At 61.9% G+C, this 19,767-nt stretch carries 16 protein-coding genes; 10 read left to right on the plus strand and 6 right to left on the minus strand.

The features are described 5' to 3' along the window. Positions 1-118 precede the first annotated feature (118 nt). Positions 119-1,048: a LysR substrate-binding domain-containing protein gene (locus A462_RS23895; protein WP_032899060.1), complete on the minus strand. Its 930-nt coding sequence runs from the start codon at positions 1,046-1,048 to the stop codon at positions 119-121. A gap of 280 nt (positions 1,049-1,328) precedes the next feature. Here A462_RS23895 and A462_RS23890 point away from each other — a divergent pair, with 280 nt between their 5' ends. Then, entirely contained in the window at positions 1,329-2,561 is a 1,233-nt protein-coding gene (locus A462_RS23890; protein WP_023658894.1) for an MFS transporter, read from the plus strand. Here the strand turns inward: A462_RS23890 and A462_RS23885 are convergent. After that, the gene (locus A462_RS23885; protein WP_008432880.1) at positions 2,499-3,413 is read right to left on the minus strand and encodes a LysR family transcriptional regulator; all 915 of its coding nucleotides are present in this window, start codon (positions 3,411-3,413) and stop codon (positions 2,499-2,501) included. The genes A462_RS23890 and A462_RS23885 overlap by 63 nt on opposite strands. 114 nt (positions 3,414-3,527) lie before the next feature. On the opposite strand from A462_RS23885, the gene A462_RS23880 reads away from it, so the two are divergent. The 8 genes from A462_RS23880 to A462_RS23845 all read left to right on the plus strand — a co-directional run bounded on the left by A462_RS23880 (position 3,528) and on the right by A462_RS23845 (position 13,469). Beyond that, positions 3,528-4,409, plus strand: coding sequence for a HalD/BesD family halogenase (locus tag A462_RS23880; RefSeq protein ID WP_008432881.1), 882 nt, complete (start codon positions 3,528-3,530; stop codon positions 4,407-4,409). A 50-nt stretch (positions 4,410-4,459) separates the two neighbouring features. Then, a complete protein-coding gene (locus tag A462_RS23875; RefSeq protein ID WP_003218567.1) occupies positions 4,460-5,686 on the plus strand; it encodes a M24 family metallopeptidase in 1,227 nt (408 codons plus the stop codon). Between the two features lie 389 nt (positions 5,687-6,075). Beyond that, positions 6,076-7,701 (plus strand): ABC transporter substrate-binding protein, encoded by a 1,626-nt coding sequence (locus tag A462_RS23870; RefSeq protein ID WP_008432884.1) that lies wholly within the window; start codon positions 6,076-6,078, stop codon positions 7,699-7,701. A gap of 68 nt (positions 7,702-7,769) precedes the next feature. Continuing rightward, positions 7,770-8,723: an ABC transporter permease gene (locus A462_RS23865; protein ID WP_008432886.1), complete on the plus strand. Its 954-nt coding sequence runs from the start codon at positions 7,770-7,772 to the stop codon at positions 8,721-8,723. After that, positions 8,720-9,556 carry an ABC transporter permease gene (locus A462_RS23860; RefSeq protein ID WP_003218574.1) on the plus strand — a complete coding sequence of 279 codons (837 nt, stop codon included), beginning with the start codon at positions 8,720-8,722 and terminating at the stop codon, positions 9,554-9,556. The genes A462_RS23865 and A462_RS23860 overlap by 4 nt, the downstream gene beginning before the upstream one ends. Positions 9,557-9,558: 2 nt before the next feature. Further along, positions 9,559-11,196, plus strand: a complete 1,638-nt coding sequence (locus A462_RS23855) for a dipeptide ABC transporter ATP-binding protein (protein WP_008432887.1) — start codon at positions 9,559-9,561, stop codon at positions 11,194-11,196. An 84-nt stretch (positions 11,197-11,280) separates the two neighbouring features. Continuing rightward, on the plus strand, positions 11,281-12,450 hold the full coding sequence (locus tag A462_RS23850; RefSeq protein ID WP_003218578.1) for a hypothetical protein: 1,170 nt from the start codon (positions 11,281-11,283) through the stop codon (positions 12,448-12,450). Positions 12,451-12,593: 143 nt separating this feature from the next. After that, entirely contained in the window at positions 12,594-13,469 is an 876-nt protein-coding gene (locus A462_RS23845; RefSeq protein ID WP_008432889.1) for a LysR substrate-binding domain-containing protein, read from the plus strand. Here the strand turns inward: A462_RS23845 and A462_RS23840 are convergent. The 4 genes from A462_RS23840 to fae form a co-directional block, all read right to left on the minus strand. After that, complete coding sequence (locus A462_RS23840) at positions 13,416-14,789, minus strand: MFS transporter (protein ID WP_023658895.1); 1,374 nt, start codon at positions 14,787-14,789, stop codon at positions 13,416-13,418. The two genes, A462_RS23845 and A462_RS23840, sit on opposite strands and share 54 nt — an antisense overlap. Positions 14,790-14,963: 174 nt before the next feature. After that, on the minus strand, positions 14,964-16,397 hold the full coding sequence (locus tag A462_RS23835; RefSeq protein WP_008432891.1) for an NAD-dependent succinate-semialdehyde dehydrogenase: 1,434 nt from the start codon (positions 16,395-16,397) through the stop codon (positions 14,964-14,966). Continuing rightward, positions 16,394-17,428, minus strand: a complete 1,035-nt coding sequence (locus A462_RS23830; protein ID WP_003212397.1) for an aldo/keto reductase — start codon at positions 17,426-17,428, stop codon at positions 16,394-16,396. The genes A462_RS23835 and A462_RS23830 overlap by 4 nt, the downstream gene beginning before the upstream one ends. A gap of 10 nt (positions 17,429-17,438) precedes the next feature. Further along, positions 17,439-17,951: a formaldehyde-activating enzyme gene (fae, locus tag A462_RS23825; protein WP_003212394.1), complete on the minus strand. Its 513-nt coding sequence runs from the start codon at positions 17,949-17,951 to the stop codon at positions 17,439-17,441. A 333-nt stretch (positions 17,952-18,284) separates the two neighbouring features. On the opposite strand from fae, the gene A462_RS23820 reads away from it, so the two are divergent. Next, a complete protein-coding gene (locus A462_RS23820) occupies positions 18,285-19,535 on the plus strand; it encodes a ribonucleotide-diphosphate reductase subunit beta (protein WP_008432895.1) in 1,251 nt (416 codons plus the stop codon). Positions 19,536-19,767 lie beyond the last annotated feature (232 nt).

Consider the following 19,767-nt stretch of genomic DNA (forward strand, 5'->3'; position numbering starts at 1 on the left):
GAGGTGCCGAGTGGTGGGGCAAGAGCGTTTTGCTTACTTTTGCGCTSTTCAAAAGTGASCCGCTGTAAGAGCGGAACCATAAGTCGCCGTTACCTAAATAACGGATATGTACACCGAATCAAACAGCCGCCAAAGAAGGTTCCAACTGCCGCTGAGCCAACCAAATCTCCTCCTGCAGCCACTGCGCAAACACCTGCAACTGCGGCGTATCCGTCTGCTCCGGTCGGGTCACCAGCCAATACGACTGATGCCCCTCCACATGCACATTCAGCACCTGCGTCAACTGCCCACTGGCCAACTCCGAAGCGACCATATGCCAATCCGCAATGGTAATCCCCAACCCATCGATCGCCGCCCGAATCGCCAAATCCAGCAGGTCAAACTCATACCCCCCTTCGATATCAACCCCACTGATCCGCGCCGCATCCAGCCAATGCTTCCACGTCAGATACCGCTGATCCTCCCGCGCCAGCACATGCAGCAGCGTCATGCGATTCAGATCAATCCCGTCACTCCACTCCCGGGCATACAACGACGGCGCACACACCGCGATATGCCGCTCCTGAATCAACAGCGAGCTGTCCAACCCATCCCATTCCCCATCGCCAAACCGAATCGCACAATCCAGCGTACTGGTCTCCGCCAGGCTGTCCTGCAACCGCGTGGTAATGCTCAACTCCAACTCCGGATGCTGCTCGCGCAAGCGCCCCAACCGCGGCATCAACCAACGATTGGTAAACGTCGGCGGCGCATTGATGTGCAGTCGATTGGCATGGGACTTCTGCTGGATACTGCGCACCGTCAGCTCGATCTTGTCGAACGACTGGTGCAACGCCCGCAGCAATACCCGCCCGGCACTGGTCAATTCCAGGTGATGGTGACGACGCTCCAGCAGGGCCTCGCCCAACTGTTCTTCAAGCTGGCGCACCTGGCGGCTGACCGCACTCTGCGTGACGTTCAACAGCTCGGCGGCCCGGGTAAAACTGCCGGTACTGCCGGCGACTTCGAAAGCTTTGAGGGCGTTGAGACCGGGCATTTTGCGTTTCATGGACGACACTCGGGAGCACAGGGGAAATAACCTGCACAACATACCTTTTTGTATTGGGTCAGCGGTAGCACCCCAGCCTGACAAACAATTAATCGTCGCAACCGCTGAAAGTGTCGTTTATCGCTACAGACCGTCGCTCACGAATAAATAGCCTGCGTATAACGCATGCACACTAAGACAATTAAGCATTGGTCGTCGCCAGACTATAAACGCTAGTCTGCCGATGTATTTCCTGTAACTTCGCCCCTCTCTTTCGCGATTAACTTATCGAGTCATCGCCATGTCCAACGCACCCGTTTCATCCCGGCGAAGTATTGGCTTGCTGGCACTGGTGTTTACCGCCTGCAACGCCACCACCCACGGTTTCAGTGTGTTCCTGTATTCGGCGCTGTTGCCGCAGATCCGCCTGGCCTTTGAGCTCAGCTACAGCCAGGCCGCATTGATCGCCGCGTTGTTGCAGCTGTTCTACATGGGCGCCTCGATTGCCAGCGGCCTGGCGGCGGCGTGGATCAGCCCGCGCAATATGGTGCGCCTGACCATCGTCCTCAGCCCCGCCCTGCTGGCCCTGGCCGTCGCCACGCCGTGGGTGCTGCCGTTTGCCCTGTGCCTGGCACTGGTGTCGGCGTGCGCGGTGTCGAACTGGAACGCGATTTCGGCCCTCGCTCAAGAGGTGATCCCGACTACACATCGCAGCCGGGTGCTGGGGCTGGCGTCCTCGGGCTCAGCCTTTGCGCTGTGCTTGAACGGGCTGTTGATCGCGCTGTTGCAGGGGTTGTCGTTGCGCCAGTTCTGGCTGATCTGCGCCGGGTTGACGCTGGTTGTCACGCTGTTGACCCTGTGGGCACTGGCCCCGATCAAGCAACCGACACCACGCGAGACCATGGCGCCGGCGCTGAACCAAGTGCTGCGCCAATGGCTGAAGTTGTGCATGGCACAACCGGTGGCAATGCAGATCGTCTTGCTCAGCGCGTTTATCGGCGCCATCAGCGGGCCGTTTCTGAATTTCCTGTCGGCGTTCGTCAGCGAGCAGCTACAGGCCAGCGCTTCCGTCACCGGCTCGATGTGGACGCTGATCGGGATCGGCGGTGTGATCGGCGGCTTGCTGCTGGGCACGCTGGCAGATCGTTGGGGGGCGTTGCGGGTGATGGCCCTGAGTATCGGCGCGTTTGGTCTGAGCATGCTCGGCTTGCTCGGGCACCCGAGCCTGGTACTGAGCTGGCTGGCGGCCGGGCTGTTCGCGCTGTTCTATTTCCCGTGTTGGGGCTTGATGGCCGCCTACGTCGGTGCCCGGCTCAGCCCGGTGCACAGCCTGCAAGTGGTGAGCCTGAGCATGGTCAGCTACGGCCTGGCGAGTGCCACCGGCAATGCCTTGTGCGGCTGGCTGCTGCAAGTCACTGGCGAATTTGCGGTGGTGCACGGCTGGATCGCGGCCTGGGTGTTGGCCAGCCTGTTATTGCTCAAGCGCATGGCCCAGCGACACACCCGTGAAGCGCTGGCCGCCCAGATGCCCTGAGTGGCCCAGTTGCCGGCGCAGAATCTCCACCAGGGCATCCACTTCCGGCACCTGGCAACCGGCTGAACGCCAGAACATCAGGCGCGCCGGGGCAATCGGCGGGAAGCCCTGGCGCTCCTCCAGAATCTGCCAGTCGGGTGGCACCAGGCGCCGCGCCATCACGCCCACCGACAAGCCCTGCTCGATCGCAATCGCAATGCCGCGCGGGCTTTGGCTGGTGTAAACCACCTGCCACGAACGCCCGGACTGGGCCAGCGCCTGCACGGCGTTCGCACGGAACGCGCAGCCCTCGGCGTACACCGCCAACGGCACCGACTGACGCCCCACGCAACTCCAGCTGGGCGCCGCGACCCACACCAACGGCTCGTCGCACAGGTATTCCCCGCTCTGCAAACCTGAGTGTTCCACCCCCAGCACCAGGTCCAGCTCGCCCCGTTGCAGGCGCCCCACCAGGGCCGTCGACATCTCGCAGCACACATCGGGCCGTACCTGGGAGAACTGCGCCTGGAAGTCCTTGAGCATCCCGCCCAGGCAGTACTCGGCGTAGTCCTCGGGCATGCCGAGGTGGATACACACCTGTTCATTGGGCAATTGCGCGGCGCTGACGGCCTCGCTGTGCAGCTTGAGGATCTGCCGGGCGTAGATCAAAAAGGTTTCGCCACCGGGGGTCAGGCCCACCGAGCGGCTGGTACGGCGGATCAGTGGCGTGCCGACGATGTCTTCCAGGCGTTGCAGGCTCTGGCTGACGGTGGATTGGGTCTTGTGCAGGCGCTCGGCGGCCGCCGAAAACCCCTGGCACTCGATAATTGCCACAAACACTTTAAGCAGGGTGCCATCCAGTTCGCCCGACATAACTATCGCCCTCGCCGATGGATTCGATCACAACTTGTAATTTCCACTTTGCACCTCGTTCAGCAACTATCGGGTCAGCCAAAAAACACCAACTGATAGTTCCGGGAGTCTTGCATGAGCCTTCAACTTGCTGACGCTGAAGTGGGCGATATCAGCGACATTATTAATACCGAGCTGTATCCCATACATGATTCGGGCCATGTTCAATTACAGGCCCTGATCGAACACGCCCGGGCCGAACTGGCCGAAGACGGCTGCTGCCTGCTGAAGAACTTCCTGCGCCCCGCAGCGCTTGAGCAGGCGCGCCTGGAAGGTTTGGCGCTGTCGGGCAAGACGTTTTATTCGGTGCGCAAGGTCAACGCCTACTTCACCGAGGACGACACCTCCCTGCCCCACGATGACCCGCGCCGCACGTTCATGGAGCGCACCAGCGGCTTTGTGACCCGCGACATGATCGCCCCGGACGCGATCATCCACCGGCTGTACGTGTCGCCGATGATGAAACGCTTTATCGGTGCCTGCCTGAATGAGCCGGAAATCTTCGAGTACGCCGACCCGTTCGCCGGGCTGGTGATCAACGTGATGCCGGACGGCACCGAGCAGCCCTGGCACTTCGATACCAACGAATTCATCGTCAGCATGATGACCCAGAAGCCCGAGGCCGGCGGCCTGTTCGAGTACGCGCCGATGATTCGCTCGCGCACCCAGGAGAACCTCGGCGCCGTCGGCAAGGTGGTGCGTGGCGAGGACCGTTCGCGGGTGCAGGAACTGGAGCTGAATCCCGGCGATTTGCAGATATTCAAAGGGCGTTTTTCGGTGCACCGGGTGACCCGCGTGGAAGGCGCCACCGAGCGCAACACGGCGATCTTCGCCTACTCCGAAAAGCCCGGAATCATTGGCCGTGCCCAGCGCACCAAGCAGCTTTACGGACGCCTGTCCGAAGCCCATCTGCAAGCCGAACGCAACCTGGTCCGCAGCGACCAGTTGCTCGACTGATTCACACCCAAGAAACCTTGAAACCGTATTTGCCCTGCGAGGAACACCCTATGAGTCTGTCCGGCCCCAACCGCAACCCCGCTGACTGCGAACCTACCCATGACGAGATCCAGCAGATCCAGTTGGACCGTCTGCAACGGGTACGCAACGAGCTGAAAAAACGCGACTACGCCGCCTGCGTACTGTTCGACCCTACCCACATGCGCTACGCCACCGGCTCACGCAACATGCAGGTGTACTCGGCGCGCAACCCGGCCCGCTATGCGTTTATCCCGGCAGAAGGCCCGGTGGTGGTGTTCGAGTTCGGCGGCTGCCTGCACCTGGCCGAAACCCTCAACACCGTCGATGAAGTGCGCCCGGCCAAAGCCATCTCCTATTACTTCTGCGAAAGTTTCCTGGGCAATGTCACCGCCGACTGGGCCGCGGAAATCGATGAGCTGGTGCGCAAATGCGGCGGCGGCAAACGCATCGCCATTGAAAGCGCCACCTCCGCTGCGGCCTTCGAACTGCAAAAGCTCGGCTATCAGATATTTGATGCCCAGGAACCGCTGGAACGTGCGCGCTGCATCAAGGTGCCGAACGAACTCAAGATGATCCGCGCCAGCCTGCGTGCCACTGAAGCCGGGGTGCGCCTGATGGAAAGCAAACTCACCCCCGGCATCAGCGAGAACGAGCTGTGGTCGCACCTGCACCAGCACGTGATCGCCACCGACGGTGATTACGTCGAGACCCGCCTGCTGTCCTCCGGCCCACGCACCAACCCGTGGTTCCAGGAGTGCAGCACCCGGCCCATCGAAGCCGGCGACCTGGTAGCGCTGGACACTGACGTGGTCGGGCGTTTCGGCTACTACGCCGACTTCTCGCGGACCTTCCTGTGCGGTGAACAAGCCGCCACCGCCAAGCAGCAGGAGCTGTACAAACTGGCCTACGAGCAAGTGCAGACCAACATGGAAATGCTCAAGGCCGGGCGCAGTTTCAAGGAGTACGCGGAACTGGCCTGGAAGATTCCCGAGCATTACAAAAACAACCGTTACTTCGCCCTGGTGCACGGGGTTGGCATGACCGGTGAATACCCCTACGTGGTGCATCGCGAAGACATTGATGCCCTGGGCTACGACGGCGTGTTCGAAGCCGGCATGACCATCTGCGTTGAAAGCTACATCGGCCACGACGACGGCGGCGAAGGGGTCAAGCTCGAAGAGCAGATCTACATCCACGAACACGGCATCGAGTTGCTCTCCGACTACCCGTTCGACCCGCGCTTGTTGAGGTACTGATCGTTCCCACGCTCTGCGTGGGAATGCATCCCGTGACGCTCTGCGTCACCGTTTCGCAGAGGGGACGCGGAACGTCCGGGGCGGCATTCCCACGCAGAGCGTGGGAACGATCGGTCGGTGGGGAGCGATATGTAACATGCGTTTATAGAACGTTCCAACGCAGAATTTGTCGTTTGTCGATCTTTGCGCAAATGACAAAACTGCGGGCATCTCTAATAAAAACAACATGAGAGCTGCCCTATGTCCTGTCCCATTGCCACCCTCCCGACTTCGTTGCGCCTTGTTCTTCTGCCGGCTTCACAGCGGTCACGGTCGCGCCTTCGCGGCGCTTGCCATTGACCCTTGCGGTTCAACAAAAAAACGCATATTCGCAAGTACCGGAGAGGCTTATGAAAGAATTGACTACCCTGGACGGCGCCGCGCCGCATCCAGCCGTAAATGATCTGTGTGCCCAAGTGCAAAGCGGCGAAATCAACCGCCGCCAATTCCTGCGCACGGCCGCGCTGCTGGGCATCACCGTCGCCAGTGCCAGCACCTTTCTCGGTTCCGCACTGCTGGGCAATGACGCCCAGGCCGCCGAGCCACGCCAGGGCGGCAGCCTGCGGTTTGCCTGCGCGATCCAGGAAATCCAGGACCCGATGCTGATCACCTGGATCGAAGCCTCGAACCTGCTGCGCAACTCGGTGGAATACCTGACCTGGGTCGACGCCGACAACATCACCCACCCTTACCTCGCCGAGAGCTGGAGCCCGTCGGAAGACCTCGCTACCTGGACCTTCAACCTGCGCCAGAACGTGAAGTGGAGCAACGGCGACACCTTCAACGTCGACGACGTGCAGCACAATATCGAACGCTGGATCGCCGCCGATTCCAAGTCGGTGAACCGCACCGCGTTCCAGGACATCAAGGCCTTCGAAAAAGTCAGCGAGTTCCAGTTCCGCCTGGTGCTCAAGCGGCCGATCCTGGCGATCCCGGAGATGCTCAACGCCTTCACCTGCGCCATCGTGCACCGTAGCTTCAAGGCCGGTGACGACTGGGCGAAAAACCCGCTGGGCACCGGGCCGTTCAAGCTGGTTTCATTCGCCGTGAACAAGCAGGCGACCTTCGCCAAGCGCGCCGACTACTGGGGCAAACCAGCCAACCTTGACGAGTTGCGCTACATCGACATGGGCACCGACGTGTCCACCCACCTCGCCGCCCTGCAAGCCGGGCAAGTCGACGTGCTTTACCGCGTGACGGTGGCTGAACTGGACCTGGCCAAGCGCTTGCCCGGGGCCCAGTTGCTGACCTGCAAGTCGGCGCAAACCGTGGTGATGCGCATGGCCTGCGACCAGAAACCGTTCACCGACCTGCGCATCCGCAAGGCGGTGGTGCTGTGCGCCGACAACGCGCAGATGCTGAAGATCGCCTATCGCGGCATGGGCACCCTCGGCGAAGACCATCATGTGGCGCCTTCCCACCCCGAATATTTCCCGCTGCCCAAACGCAACCGCGACGTGGCGGCGGCCAAGAAGCTGCTGGCCGAAGCCGGCTTCCCCAACGGCATCGACATTGACCTGATCGTCGGCAACACCCAGGGCCGCTATGAACAGGACTGCGCGCAGATCCTGCAACAGAACTGCCTGGAAGCCGGGATCCGCATCAACCTCAAGGTGATCCCTGCTGCACAGTACTGGCCGATCTGGGACAAGGCCGCCTTCAGCCTGACCTACTGGGCCCACCGCCCGCTGGGCGTAATGTCCCTGGAACTGGCCTACCGTGGCGGTGGTGCCTGGAACGAAAGCCATTACAGCGACCCGGCGTTTGATGCCGCGCTGGACAAGGCCATGGGCATCATCGACCCGAAACAGCGCGCCGGGGCGATGGAAGATGTCGAACGTATCCTGCAGGACGCCTGCGTGATCGTGCAGCCGTTCTGGGGCGACAAGTTCACCGCCGTGAGCAAAAAGGTCCAGGGCTTCCAGGTGCACCCTTCCGACTTCTACCCGATGGACAGTGTGTGGATGAGCGCTTGATTTAGCGCACGCCCTCCTCCCTGCCCGCACACGGGCAGGCATCCCTTGAACAGTCGGAGCATGCACCCATGGCTCATTTTCTGATGCGCAAGTTATTGGCGCTGGTGGCGACCCTGCTGTCGGTGTCATTGATCGTGTTCCTGGCCCTGGAACTGAATATCGAAGACGTGGCGATCAACGTCCTCGGCCCCTACTCCGCCGCCGACCAGCGCGCCGCGTGGCTGGTGGAACATGGCTATAACCAACCCTTTGTGTGGCGCTACCTGGTGTGGCTCAAGGACTTTGTCAGCGGCGACTGGGGCACCTCGGTGTACTTTCGCGAATCAGTGATCAAGCTGCTGCTGCCGAACCTTGCGCAAACCCTGACCCTGGCCGGCCTGGCCTTGCTGGTGATGGTGCCGGTGGCGTTGACCCTCGGCGTTCTGGCCGGGATTCGCCAGGGCTCGGCGCTGGACCGCCTGGTGTCGTTCCTGTCGATCGTCACCACCTCGATTCCCGACTTCGCCAGCGCGGTTTTCGTCTCGGCGATCTTTGTGTTCTGGCTTAACTGGCTGCCCGGTGTGAGCAGCATGAGCGAAGGCTTCAGCGTCGTGCAATTGGTGCTGCCACTGATGGTGCTGTGCCTGTTCGGCATCGGTTACCTGGCGCGCATCACCCGGGCCTCGATGGTGGAAGTGATGCAGGCGCCGTACATCCGCACGGCGCGGCTCAAGGGGGCGTCGACCTCACGCATTGTGCTGCGGCATACCCTGCGCAATGTGCTGATCGCGCCGGTCACGGTGATCATGCTGTACATCCCGTGGCTGCTGTCGAACGTGATCGTGGTGGAAGTGTTCTTCGCCTACAAGGGCTTCGGCTCGCTGCTGTACACCGCCTCGCTGAACCATGACGTGTACCTGATCGAAGCCTGCGCGATGGTCAGTGCCGTGGTGGTGGGCATCACCAAGATCTTCTCGGACCTGGCCTACACCTGGCTCAACCCGCGCATCACCCTGCGCAGCCTCGGCGGAGGTGCCCAATGAACCTGCTGCACTCGTTCAAACATCCCTTGGCATTGCTCGGCCTGCTGCTGGTGGGCGGCTGGGTGGTGATCGCGCTGTTCGCACCGTGGATCGCGCCCCATGATCCGCTGGAAAGCTTCACGCCCTTACTGACGCCAATGACCGTCGGCGACAACGGCCAGAGCTTCCTGCTGGGCACCGACATGATTGGCCGCGACATTCTCTCGCGGCTGATCTGGGGCACCCGCACCGTGCTGTTCTGGTCGATCCTCGCCACGCTCACCGCGTTTGCCGTGGGCATCGCCATGGGCCTGTGCGCCGGCTACTTCAACGGCTGGGTCGACAGCGTGCTGTCGTATGTGGCCGACACGGTGCTGTCGTTCCCGGTGCTGGTGTTGTACATCGTGATCATCATCGCCCTCGGTGCTTCGGCGCTGAATATCCTGATTGCGGTGACCTTCACCAGCGCACCGGCGATCTTCCGGATCATGCGCGCCCTGACCATCGACATCCGCTCGCGAGACTACGTGCTCAGCGCCATCACCCAGGGCGAAGGCTCGCTGCGGATCATGCTGGTGGAAATCCTGCCCAACTGCGGCGGGCCGCTGATTGTCGATTTCTGCCTGCGCATCGGCTACACCGCGATCATGATCGGCGCCCTCGGCTTCCTGGGACTCGGGCTGCCGCCGCCCACACCGGACTGGGGCGGCATGATCAATGACGGCCGCGCCATGGCCATCGCCTTCCCGCACCTGGTGATCTTCCCGTGCATCGCCATCTCCACCCTGATGCTGGGCCTGAGCCTGTTGGCGGACGGCCTGGATGAACACGCCCAGAAAGGCGCAAGGAGTTGAGCATGAACCACACGCAAGTACTGCGGGTGCAGAACCTGTCCATCGAATTGCCCGCCGGCGCCGACCGCAGCCACGCGGTGCAAGGCATCAGCCTGGAGGTGCGCAAGGGCGAAATCCTCTGCGTGATCGGCGAGTCCGGCTCCGGCAAGTCCGTGCTGTCGGCGGCGATCATGGGCGACTATGCCAAGGGTTTGCGGCATACCGAAGGCGTGATCGACTTCCTCGGCGATGACATTTGCACCCTCGACGAAGAGCGTTTGCGCCAGCTGCGGGGCAACCGTATCGCGATGATTTTCCAGGAGCCCATGGCGGCGCTGAACCCGGCGATTCGCATTGGCAAGCAAGTGGAAGAGATCTTCGATATTCACGCACCGCAGATGCCGGCGGCGGAGCGTCGCGAGCGCATGTTGGCGCTGCTGGAATCCACCCAACTACCGGACCCGCCACGCATCGCCAACAGCTTTGCGCACCAATTGTCTGGCGGCCAGTGCCAGCGGGTGGTGATTGCCATGGCGCTGGCGATGAACCCGGATCTGCTGATCGCCGACGAGCCCACCACGGCGCTGGACGTGACCACCCAGGCGCAGGTGCTGAAGCTGGTGCGCGAGCTGCGCGGCCGCGGGCAACACGGCATTCTGTTTATCACCCATGACTTCGGCGTGGTGGCGCAGATTGCCGACCGTATCGCGGTGATGGAAGGCGGCCGGCTGGTGGAAATCGGCGAGCGCGACCAGGTGCTGAATGCCCCGGCCCACGCCTACACCCGCAAGCTGATTGCGGCCGTGCCGGCGCTGCACCCGGAGCTGCACAAGCCGAGTGCCGACGGCGAGCTGGCATTGCGCATCGAGCACCTGACCAAGACCTACACCGTCGGCGGCAGCTCGGTGGCGGCCTTGCGCAATGTCTCGCTGCAACTGCCACGGGGCAAGACGCTGGCGATTGTCGGCGAGTCCGGTTCGGGCAAAAGCACGTTGGTGAAAGCCGCGATCCGCCTGGTGGACAGCGACAGCGGCCACGTATGGGTCGGTGACACCGACTTCCTGGCCCTGCGCGGCTCGGCGCTGGCGGCGAATCGTCGGCGCATCCAGATGATTTTCCAGGACCCGTATGGCTCGCTCAATCCTCGGCACCGGGTGGGCGACATCATCGCCCGCGCCGCGCAATTGCGCGGGTTGTCGGCCAAGGATGCGTGGGCTGAAGCCGGAGATTTGCTGGAACAGGTGGGCCTCAAGCGCGACGCCCTCAAGCGCAAGCCCCGGCAGTTCTCCGGCGGCCAGCGCCAGCGCATCGGCATTGCCCGCGCCCTGGCGATGCGCCCGGAAGTGTTGATCGCCGATGAGAGCGTGTCGGCCCTGGATGTCTCGGTGCAGAAACAGGTGCTGGAACTGCTGGCCGAACTGCAGCAGCGCCTGAACCTGAGCATCCTGTTCATCACCCACGACCTGCGGGTGGCGGCGCAGATCAGCGACTACATCGCGGTGATGCGCCAGGGCGAAGTCGTCGAGTACGGCACTGCCGAGCAAGTGCTGCTGCGCCCCCGGAACACCTACACCCAGACCTTGCTGGCCGCCGCCCCCGGCGCCTCGGAGCTGCCCGCCGCCGGCCCGCCGCTGCGGCTGATTCGCCCGCAAGCATACTGAGTCAACCCTTTACCCCGCGTCGCAGCGTTCGTTGCGGCAAGGGGCTGCTGTTGCCAAAAAATAACCAATAACGAGAGCAAAACCATGCGACCAACCTTCCGTTACATCGCTCTGGTCCCTGTGCTTGGCGCCCTTGCGGCACCGGCCATGGCCATTCAAGTCACCGACAACCTCGACCTCGGCGGCGCCGTGCGCGCCCGTTGGGACTACGACCCGGATCGCGACATCCAGAAGTTCGGCCTCGACACCGCGTACCTCAGCGCCAAGTACAATTCCGACACCTGGATCGGCGAAGCGCAGTACCGTTTCTACGGGCGCTCCTACCCGTACCAGTACACCAAGAACTACGGCGATATCCAGTTCGCCAAGTTCGCCTGGGTGGGCTACAAGTTCAACCCCGACCAGCAGGTGCAAGTGGGCCTGAACACCGTGCCGTTTGGCTTGCAGCCGTACTTCGGCAGCACCTTCTACGAAACCCTGGGCAACGTGATCGGCCTGGAAGATGTGCAGCAGGTGGGCGCCAAGTACATCCAGCAAAGCGGCGACTGGAACATCCAGGCCGGTTACTACCTGCGCCCGGCGTGGCAAGGCAAAGGCACGAGCAAGGGCGTGACCTACTCCAGCGTGATCTCCGAGGCCGACAGCTACGTGGGCGACGGCAGCAACAACCAGGAACGCAACACCGTGGTGGTGCGGGTGGCCAAGGCCATGGATCTGGGCGGATGGAAATCGGAAGTCGGGCTGTCCGGCCTGACCTCCACCCTGGAGAACAAGGACACCAACGACGATGGCCGGCGCAACGCGGTGGCGATCCACTACCTGGGCAAGAACGGCCCGTGGGGCGTGCAATTGCAGGCGGCACGCCAGCAGATGTCGCCGCGCAACCCGGGCACCGACAGCGTGGTGACCCTGGGCGGGTATGACGGCACGTTCAACGTGGCCAGCCGCGGCAATCTGTATGTGGCGGACTTGAGCTACGACGTGGGCGGCAAGTACCTGTTTGACCAGGTCAGCGGCGTTAAGCTGTATGCCAACTACAGTGCGTTTGACAAGTCCGAGGATCAGTTCAAGACCTCGCAGCGGGTGATCCTGGGCACGTCGTTTTCGGTGAGTAAACTGTGGGTGGCCACGGAGTGGTTGATCGGCAAGAACGATCCGTATATTGGTGGGAGCAGCTATACCGAGAGCTTGGGAGCTGGGGGGAGTAACCAGTGGGAGAATCAGTTGTATATGAACATTGGCTACTACTTCTAAAATAGGCGGCGTCTTCACTGACGCCTTCGCGAGCAAGCCCGCTCCCACATTTTGACCGCGGCGCCGATCAAATGTGGGAGCGGGCTTGCTCGCGAAGAGGCCGCCAAAAACACCATAAAAACAACAGGTGTGGAATCCATTTCATGCGCCAACTGCCCTCCCTCAACATGCTCCGTGTCTTCGAAGAAGTCGCCCGCCACCGCAGCTTCAGCCAGGCCGCCGTGGGCCTCAACGTCACCCAGGGCGCCGTCAGCCGCCAGATCAAACAACTGGAAGACTACCTCGGCGTCGCCCTCTTCATCCGCACGCCCCAGGGCCTGTCCCTGACCGAAGCCGGCTTCGCCCTCTCCCCGCACCTGAGCGACGCCTTCGACCATATCGAGCGCGCCCTGCACGCCGTGCGCGTGCCCAACCTGCGCCAGCGCCTGCGCATCGTCGCCCCGCCCACCTGGGCCACCCGCTGGCTGTCCGCCCACCTGCGCCGGTTTTGCGAGCGTTACCCGGACATCAACCTCAGCGTCACCCACCAAAACACCCACGCGAGCCTGGCGGAAATCGACTGCCAGGTCCGCTTCGGCCTGGAAGCGGCCACGCAGTGCAGCAGTGAACTGTTGGTGATGGAACGCCACATCGCCGTCGCCAGCCCGGAACTGTTCAGCGACGGTCAGCCGCCCGACCTGCGGCGCTTTCCGCTGCTGCACATCCTGCACGACGGCAAGCGCTTGAAGGTTTGGGAGAACTGGCTGGCGGCCATGGGCCGGGAAGATATCGATGCAGGCCAGGGCCTGGAATTCAGCACCCTGGACCAGGTGATCCACACCGCCCTGGCCGGCGGTGGGCTCGCGGTGATCGACCGGCAGATGATCGAGCGCGAACTGGCGAATGGCAGCCTGCTGCCGATCACCCCGGTGGAGGTGATCGGCCCGTATGGCTATTGGCTGGATGTGGCAAGTGACAAGCAGGGTTTATCCAAGGTTCGGTTGTTTACGCAGTGGTTGAACCGGGTGAGCAATCCCTGACACCGCAGGCTCGGCCTTGCACGCCTGGCTCAAGGTCAACGCCTTGGTTTCCGGCGCCCAGGCCCAGGAGATGATCGCCCCCAGCACCAGGATAGCGGCGAGGATGCCCATGGTCGGGCTCAGGCCGATCCCCGCTACGCTCACCGGCAACAGGAAGGTACTCACCGCCGAACCCAGGCGGCTGACGGCTGTGGCAAGGCCGATGCCGCTGGCCCGCACTTCGGTCGGGAAGCTCTCCGCCGGGAATACGCCCACCAGGTTGCTCACCGCCGACAGCACCAGGGTGAACACGCCGAACGTCAGCACCATCAACCACGCCATGCTGCCCGGCAATACCGCCAGCAGGAACAGCGCCGCCGCCAGGATGATGAACGAGTTGATCAGAAAGCCCCGCCGGGAGAATTTCACGGTGCACCAGATGCCGATCAAGGCGCCGATGATCAGCAGCAGGTTGAGCATCAGCTCGGTGCCAAAACCTTCGGCCAGGCCCATCTTCTGCAGGATCGACGGCAGGAAGGTGTAGATGGCGAAGTACGGCATCACGATGCACACGAAGAACAGGCAGTTGAACGCGGTGCGCTTGCGGTATTCACGGCTGAACAGCACGCCGTAGCCGGAACGGGTTTGCGTCGACGGCTCTTCATCGAGGACCACGTGTTCGCCGAGGTGTTTCTTGACGATGGCTCGGGCCTCGGCAATCCGGCCCTGGTTGACCAGCCAGCGCGGCGATTCGGGCGTGCCGATGCGCGCGATCAGGATCAGCCCGGCAGGAATTGCCGACGATGCGAGCATCCAGCGCCAGGCATCATCGCCGAGGCTGAGCATGGCGGTGCCGACAAAGGTCGCGGCCACGTAACCAACCGTCCACACCACGCTGAAGGAGCCCAGCAGTACCCCGCGATGTTTCCTGGGTGAGAACTCGGCAAGCATCGCGTGGCCGACGCTGAAGTCGCCGCCCAGGCCGATACCGATCAACACCCGGCAGAGGAACAGGCCCATGGCGGTTTCGGCATAGAACTGCATCACCGAGGCAACGGTGATCAGGACGAAGCTGACCAGGAAGATTTTCTGCCGGCCGAGGGTGTCGGAGATCCAGCCAAAGAACAGGCTGCCCATAAACAAGCCGATCAGGGCCGAGGCGCCGATCAGGCCTTGCCAGAAGGCGTCCAGTTGCATCTGTGGGCTGAGCAAGGTGAAGGCAATGCCGATCAGGCCGAGGATATAGCCGTCGGTGAAGTGCGCGCCGAAGGTCAGGCCGGCGATTTTAAGGTGGAAGCGACCGATGGGCAGGTCGTCGATTTTGATGGGTTGAGTGGACATGGTGTTCTCCATATTTTTGTTCTTGACGGAGTAACAGCGGGCAAGCCCATTTCCCTGTGGGAGCGGGCTTGCTCGCGAAGGCGGTGTGTCAGTCAATGCATGTGGTGGCAGGCCCACCGCTTTCGCGAGCAAGCCCGCTCCCACATTGGATCGGGGTTGTTTGGGTAAATGGGGTCAGAGACCGCCCATCAAAAGGTATTTGATCTCCAGGTAATCCTCCAGGCCGTACCTGGAACCTTCACGGCCCAGGCCCGACTCCTTGATCCCGCCAAACGGTGCGACTTCGGTGGAGATGATCCCTTCGTTGATCCCGACCATGCCCGCTTCCAGGCCTTCGGCCATGCGCCATACGCGGCCGATGTCGCGGCTGTAGAAGTAGGCCGACAAGCCAAACGGCGTGTCATTCGCCCGTTGCAGCACTTCGGCTTCGTCCTTGAAGCGGAAGCAGGCCGCCACCGGGCCGAAGGTTTCTTCCTGGGCAATCAGCATCTCGCCGTGGGCTTCGGTGAGGATGGTCGGTTCGAAGAACGTCCCGCCCAAGGCATGGCGACGGCCGCCGCACAGCAGCTTGGCGCCTTTCTCCAGGGCGTCGCCGACGTGGGCTTCAACCTTGGCCAACGCGGCCGCATTGATCAGCGGGCCTTGTTCGGTTTCGCCCTCGAGGGCGCTGCCGACGCGCATCGCAGAGACCGCTTCGGCCAGCTTGCGGGTGAACGCATCGTACACACCGTCCTGGATAAAGAAGCGGTTGACGCAGACGCAGGTCTGCCCGGTATTGCGAAACTTGGAAGCCATGGCGCCTTTGACGGCAGCGTCCAGGTCGGCATCGTCAAACACGATAAAGGGTGCGTTGCCGCCCAGTTCCAGGGAGACCTTTTTCAGGGTGTCGGCGGCCTGGCGCATCAGCAGCTTGCCGGTGCGGGTGGAGCCGGTGAAGGACAGCTTGCGCACAATGCTGGAGGCTTGCAGTGCGCCACCGATGGCCACGGCATCGCCGGACACGATGTTGAACACGCCCGCCGGAATCCCGGCCTGTTCTGCCAACACCGCCAGGGCAAAGGCCGACAGCGGGGTTTCTTCCGACGGTTTGAGAATCATCGTGCACCCCGCCGCCAGCGCCGGGCCAACCTTGCGGGTGACCATGGCCAGGGGGAAATTCCATGGGGTGATCGCTGCGACCACGCCGATGGCTTCCTTGGTCACGATGATGCGGGCGTCGGCCTTGTGGCTCGGGATCACGTCGCCATAGGCACGCTTGGCTTCTTCGGCAAACCATTCGAGGAAGCTCGCGGCGTAGACCACTTCGCCCATGGCTTCGGCCAGCGGCTTGCCCTGTTCCAGGCTGAGCAGGTGGGCCAGGTCCTTCTGGTTGCTCAGCATCAACTCGCTCCAGCGCTTGAGGCGCTGGCTGCGCTCCTTGGCGGTGAGCTTGCGCCAGGCCGGCAACGCGCGGTTGGCGGCGGCAATGGCTAGGTTGGTTTCTTCAGCACCGGCGCGTTGTACTTCGGCGATCTGCGCACCATTGGCCGGGTTGCGCACCGGGTAGACCGGCCCACCGCTGGACCATTGGCCATCAATGAAATTGCCTGTGCGAATCAGCGGGTTCATGCCACGGCCTCTATCAGCTTAAAACGGTCCAGGCCCGGACGGGCGCTGCGCAAGATGCGTTTGCCGGCGGTGTAGTCGTTGATCACATCGCACGGCGTGTAGTTGCGTTCCAGCTCGTGCAGTTCTTCGGCATCCAGTTGGGTGTCGAGGGCTGCAAGCGCGCTATCAAATTGTGCGGTGGTGTCGGCGCCCACCAGCATCACGTCCACACCCGGATGATTGGCCACCCAGGCCTGGGCAATCTGTGCGTTGGACACGCCACGGGCACGGGCCACACGTTGCACCGAGTGGGCGATGTCGAACGACGCCTGGTCGCTGTACATCTGCTGGGTGAAGAAGTCGGTCTGGTTGCGGGTCGACTGCACTTCGCCGGTGAGCAAGCCACGGGCCAGCGGGCTGAACACCGACACGCCCAGGCCCTGGTCGCGGCAGAACGGGATCATCTCGCGCTCTTCCTCGCGGTAGGCGCAGTTCAGTTGCAGCTGCATGTTGATCGGCTTGACCCAGCCGTTGCGCTCGCAGGCCATGAGGATTTTTGCCAGTTGCCCGGTGAGCATGGTCGACACGCCGATGTAGCGCGCCTTGCCGGAACGCACGATGTCGTTGAGGGCGCCCATGGTTTCTTCCACCGGGGTGTTCACGTCGAAGTAATGCAGCATGAACACGTCGACGTAATCCATGCCAAGGCGGCTCAGGGAGGCGTCGATGCTGTCCATGATGTGCTTGCGCGAATGGCCGCTGGCATTGATGCCGCTGCGGGTGCCGTAGCCGACCTTGGTGGTGACCACGATGTCTTCACGGCGCGCAACGCGCTTGAGGATGCGCCCGACCACTTCCTCGCCGACGCCTGCGGAATAGAAGTCCGCCAGGTCGATGAAGTTGACACCGTTGGCCAGGGCATGGGCAACGATGGGTTCGCTTTGTTTCTCGTCGAAGATCCACGGTTTCCAGTCCGGGGTGCCCATGTTCATGGTGCCCAGGCACAGGCGCGAGACTTGCAGGCCGGAGTTGCCCAAACGGATGTATTGCATGGGAATGTCCTCAGGCTTTTGGCGTGTAGAAAGGGTTGCTGATGTGGTTGACCACATCCGCCAGTTGCGCGGTGTGCGGCAAGCCTGTGAGGGCGGCGCGGATCGCGGTGCGGCAGGCGTTGTAGTTGTTCAGGTAGACCGCATCCAGGTCATCGCAGGCCGGGTTGACCCAGTTGGCGGTGACAATCGCCCACTCGTCCTCGGCTTCCGGCGGCAGGGTGCCGTCGAGCAGGGCTTCGAGCACCGCCTTGGCGATCCCGGCCTGGGACGCGCCCCAGGTGGCATTGCCGTGCAGGTCGCTGCCGATGGCGGCCTTGTTGACGTAGAGGGTCATGGGTTTGACCGGGATGTTCGGCTGGGCAATCACCATGAACGGGCAATGGCCCTGGCTTGGCGACGCCAAACTGTTGGCAAACGCCTGGCCGGCCGGACCGTTGCGCGGGCCGATGAGGATGTTGATGTGGGCAGCATTGACGCCTGGGCCTTCGAAGCCTTCGCCGATGTACAGATCAAGTGCTTTCATTTCGCAAACGCTCTTTTTTGTTATGGGGAGCTGGTTGGCGAATTTTTAGCACTGGCCCGGGTAGCGGCCGTAACCATTAAAAGTCATGGGGCTGTGAGTTTTAGTCATGGCCCTGCGACCATCGGCCAGGTCTTGTGCGTTGACCATCGTTGTTACACCCCATATAGTGTGCCCACAAACACAGACAACCACTACATAGTGTGCAAGAACGCTGAGCACCGACCACACTATGCGCCGTATTTCAATGCCTTGAAGCCTGCAAAACGCACATTTTTGAACACGCTGGGTGAATCGAAGCCCACGCCGTCAGACGGACCACGAAGGAGCAATTCAATGCTGAGTTGGGATGAAGCAGATCAACCAGACACCGGTGACGTAGTCATCCGGGGCGCCAACGCCGGCCACGCCACCGAAGCCAACATGGACCGCCTCGACGGCGCCGGCGCTGCTGCCGCCCTTGAAGCCCGCAACGTGACCGCCAGCGACTCCGCCGCGATCATCCGGGCCAAGGCCGCCCTCGACAAACTCGACGTCGCCGAAGGCCTCGCMGARCTSGAAGGCTCCGCCGCCCGCGTCGCCGTTGACGAAAAGCGCATGATCAACTGCCGCGCCGACCTCAACCAACTYGTACCTTTCAAGTACGACTGGGCCTGGCAGAARTACCTCGACGGCTGCGCCAACCACTGGATGCCGCAAGAGGTCAACATGACCGCCGACATCGCCCTGTGGAAAAAYCCGGAAGGCCTGACCGACGACGAACGTCGCATCGTGATGCGCAACCTCGGCTTCTTCTCCACTGCGGATTCGTTGGTCGCSAACAACCTGGTAYTGGCCGTGTACCGCCTGATCACCAACCCGGAGTGCCGCCAGTACATCCTGCGCCAGGCCTTCGAAGAAGCGATCCACACCCACGCCTACCAGTACTGCATCGAATCGCTGGCCATGGATGAAGGCGAGATCTTCAACATGTACCACGAGATTCCATCGGTCGCSAARAARGCKGCYTGGGGCTTGAAGTACACCCGTTCGATCTCCGATCCGAAGTTCGAAACCGGCACCGTCGAAACCGACAAAGAGCTGCTGCGTAACCTGGTCGCCTACTACTGCGTCCTGGAAGGCATCTTCTTCTACTGCGGCTTCACCCAGATCCTGTCCATGGGCCGTCGCAACAAAATGACCGGCGTGGCSGARCAGTTCCARTACATCCTGCGGGATGAGTCGATGCACCTGAACTTCGGCATCGATGTGATCAACCAGATCAAAATCGAAAACCCGCAYTTGTGGGATGCCGAGATGAAGGAAGAAGCGACCCAGATGATCCTGCAAGGGACTCAGCTGGAGATYGAATAYGCGCGTGACACCATGCCGCGTGGGGTGYTGGGSATGAAYGCGGCGATGATGGAGGAYTACCTCAAGTTCATCGCGAACCGTCGTCTGTCGCAGATTGGTTTGAAAGAAGAATACCCAGGCACCACCAACCCGTTCCCGTGGATGAGCGAAATCATGGACTTGAAGAAAGAGAAGAATTTCTTTGAGACTCGTGTGATCGAGTATCAGACTGGTGGTGCGTTGAGCTGGGATTGATTCCTGAGCCAGCGAATTTGCTAGGCTTGAGAATAGCTAAAACGTGTAAAAAAGCCCTGATCTATTCAGGGCTTTTTTGCACTCCAGGATATAAATTTCATCATGCGGACATCACTTAGAGTTATTGATACAGACTTTTTACTGGATGGGCGCGCCCGCCAAGACCTACACCTTACGCGCGAGCGATGGCCTTACCGGGCTTCGTCTCACGGACGTAGAGTTTCCAATACTC

The organism is Pseudomonas sp. Ag1, assembly GCF_000278565.1.
GTDB lineage: Bacteria > Pseudomonadota > Gammaproteobacteria > Pseudomonadales > Pseudomonadaceae > Aquipseudomonas.

Excerpts from the sequence above, each read along its gene's own strand:
- A462_RS23875 (WP_003218567.1), top strand. The coding sequence starts at position 4,460 with ATGAGTCTGTCCGGCCCCAACCGCAACCCCGCTGACTGCGAACCTACC.
- A462_RS23850 (WP_003218578.1), top strand. The coding sequence starts at position 11,281 with ATGCGACCAACCTTCCGTTACATCGCTCTGGTCCCTGTGCTTGGCGCC.
- A462_RS23860 (WP_003218574.1), top strand. The coding sequence starts at position 8,720 with ATGAACCTGCTGCACTCGTTCAAACATCCCTTGGCATTGCTCGGCCTG.
- A462_RS23885 (WP_008432880.1), bottom strand. The coding sequence starts at position 3,413 with ATGTCGGGCGAACTGGATGGCACCCTGCTTAAAGTGTTTGTGGCAATT.
- A462_RS23870 (WP_008432884.1), top strand. The coding sequence starts at position 6,076 with ATGAAAGAATTGACTACCCTGGACGGCGCCGCGCCGCATCCAGCCGTA.
- A462_RS23890 (WP_023658894.1), top strand. The coding sequence starts at position 1,329 with ATGTCCAACGCACCCGTTTCATCCCGGCGAAGTATTGGCTTGCTGGCA.
- A462_RS23830 (WP_003212397.1), bottom strand. The coding sequence starts at position 17,428 with ATGCAATACATCCGTTTGGGCAACTCCGGCCTGCAAGTCTCGCGCCTG.
- A462_RS23845 (WP_008432889.1), top strand. The coding sequence starts at position 12,594 with ATGCGCCAACTGCCCTCCCTCAACATGCTCCGTGTCTTCGAAGAAGTC.
- fae (WP_003212394.1), bottom strand. The coding sequence starts at position 17,951 with ATGAAAGCACTTGATCTGTACATCGGCGAAGGCTTCGAAGGCCCAGGC.
- A462_RS23895 (WP_032899060.1), bottom strand. The coding sequence starts at position 1,048 with ATGAAACGCAAAATGCCCGGTCTCAACGCCCTCAAAGCTTTCGAAGTC.
- A462_RS23855 (WP_008432887.1), top strand. The coding sequence starts at position 9,559 with ATGAACCACACGCAAGTACTGCGGGTGCAGAACCTGTCCATCGAATTG.
- A462_RS23865 (WP_008432886.1), top strand. The coding sequence starts at position 7,770 with ATGGCTCATTTTCTGATGCGCAAGTTATTGGCGCTGGTGGCGACCCTG.
- A462_RS23840 (WP_023658895.1), bottom strand. The coding sequence starts at position 14,789 with ATGTCCACTCAACCCATCAAAATCGACGACCTGCCCATCGGTCGCTTC.
- A462_RS23880 (WP_008432881.1), top strand. The coding sequence starts at position 3,528 with ATGAGCCTTCAACTTGCTGACGCTGAAGTGGGCGATATCAGCGACATT.
- A462_RS23835 (WP_008432891.1), bottom strand. The coding sequence starts at position 16,397 with ATGAACCCGCTGATTCGCACAGGCAATTTCATTGATGGCCAATGGTCC.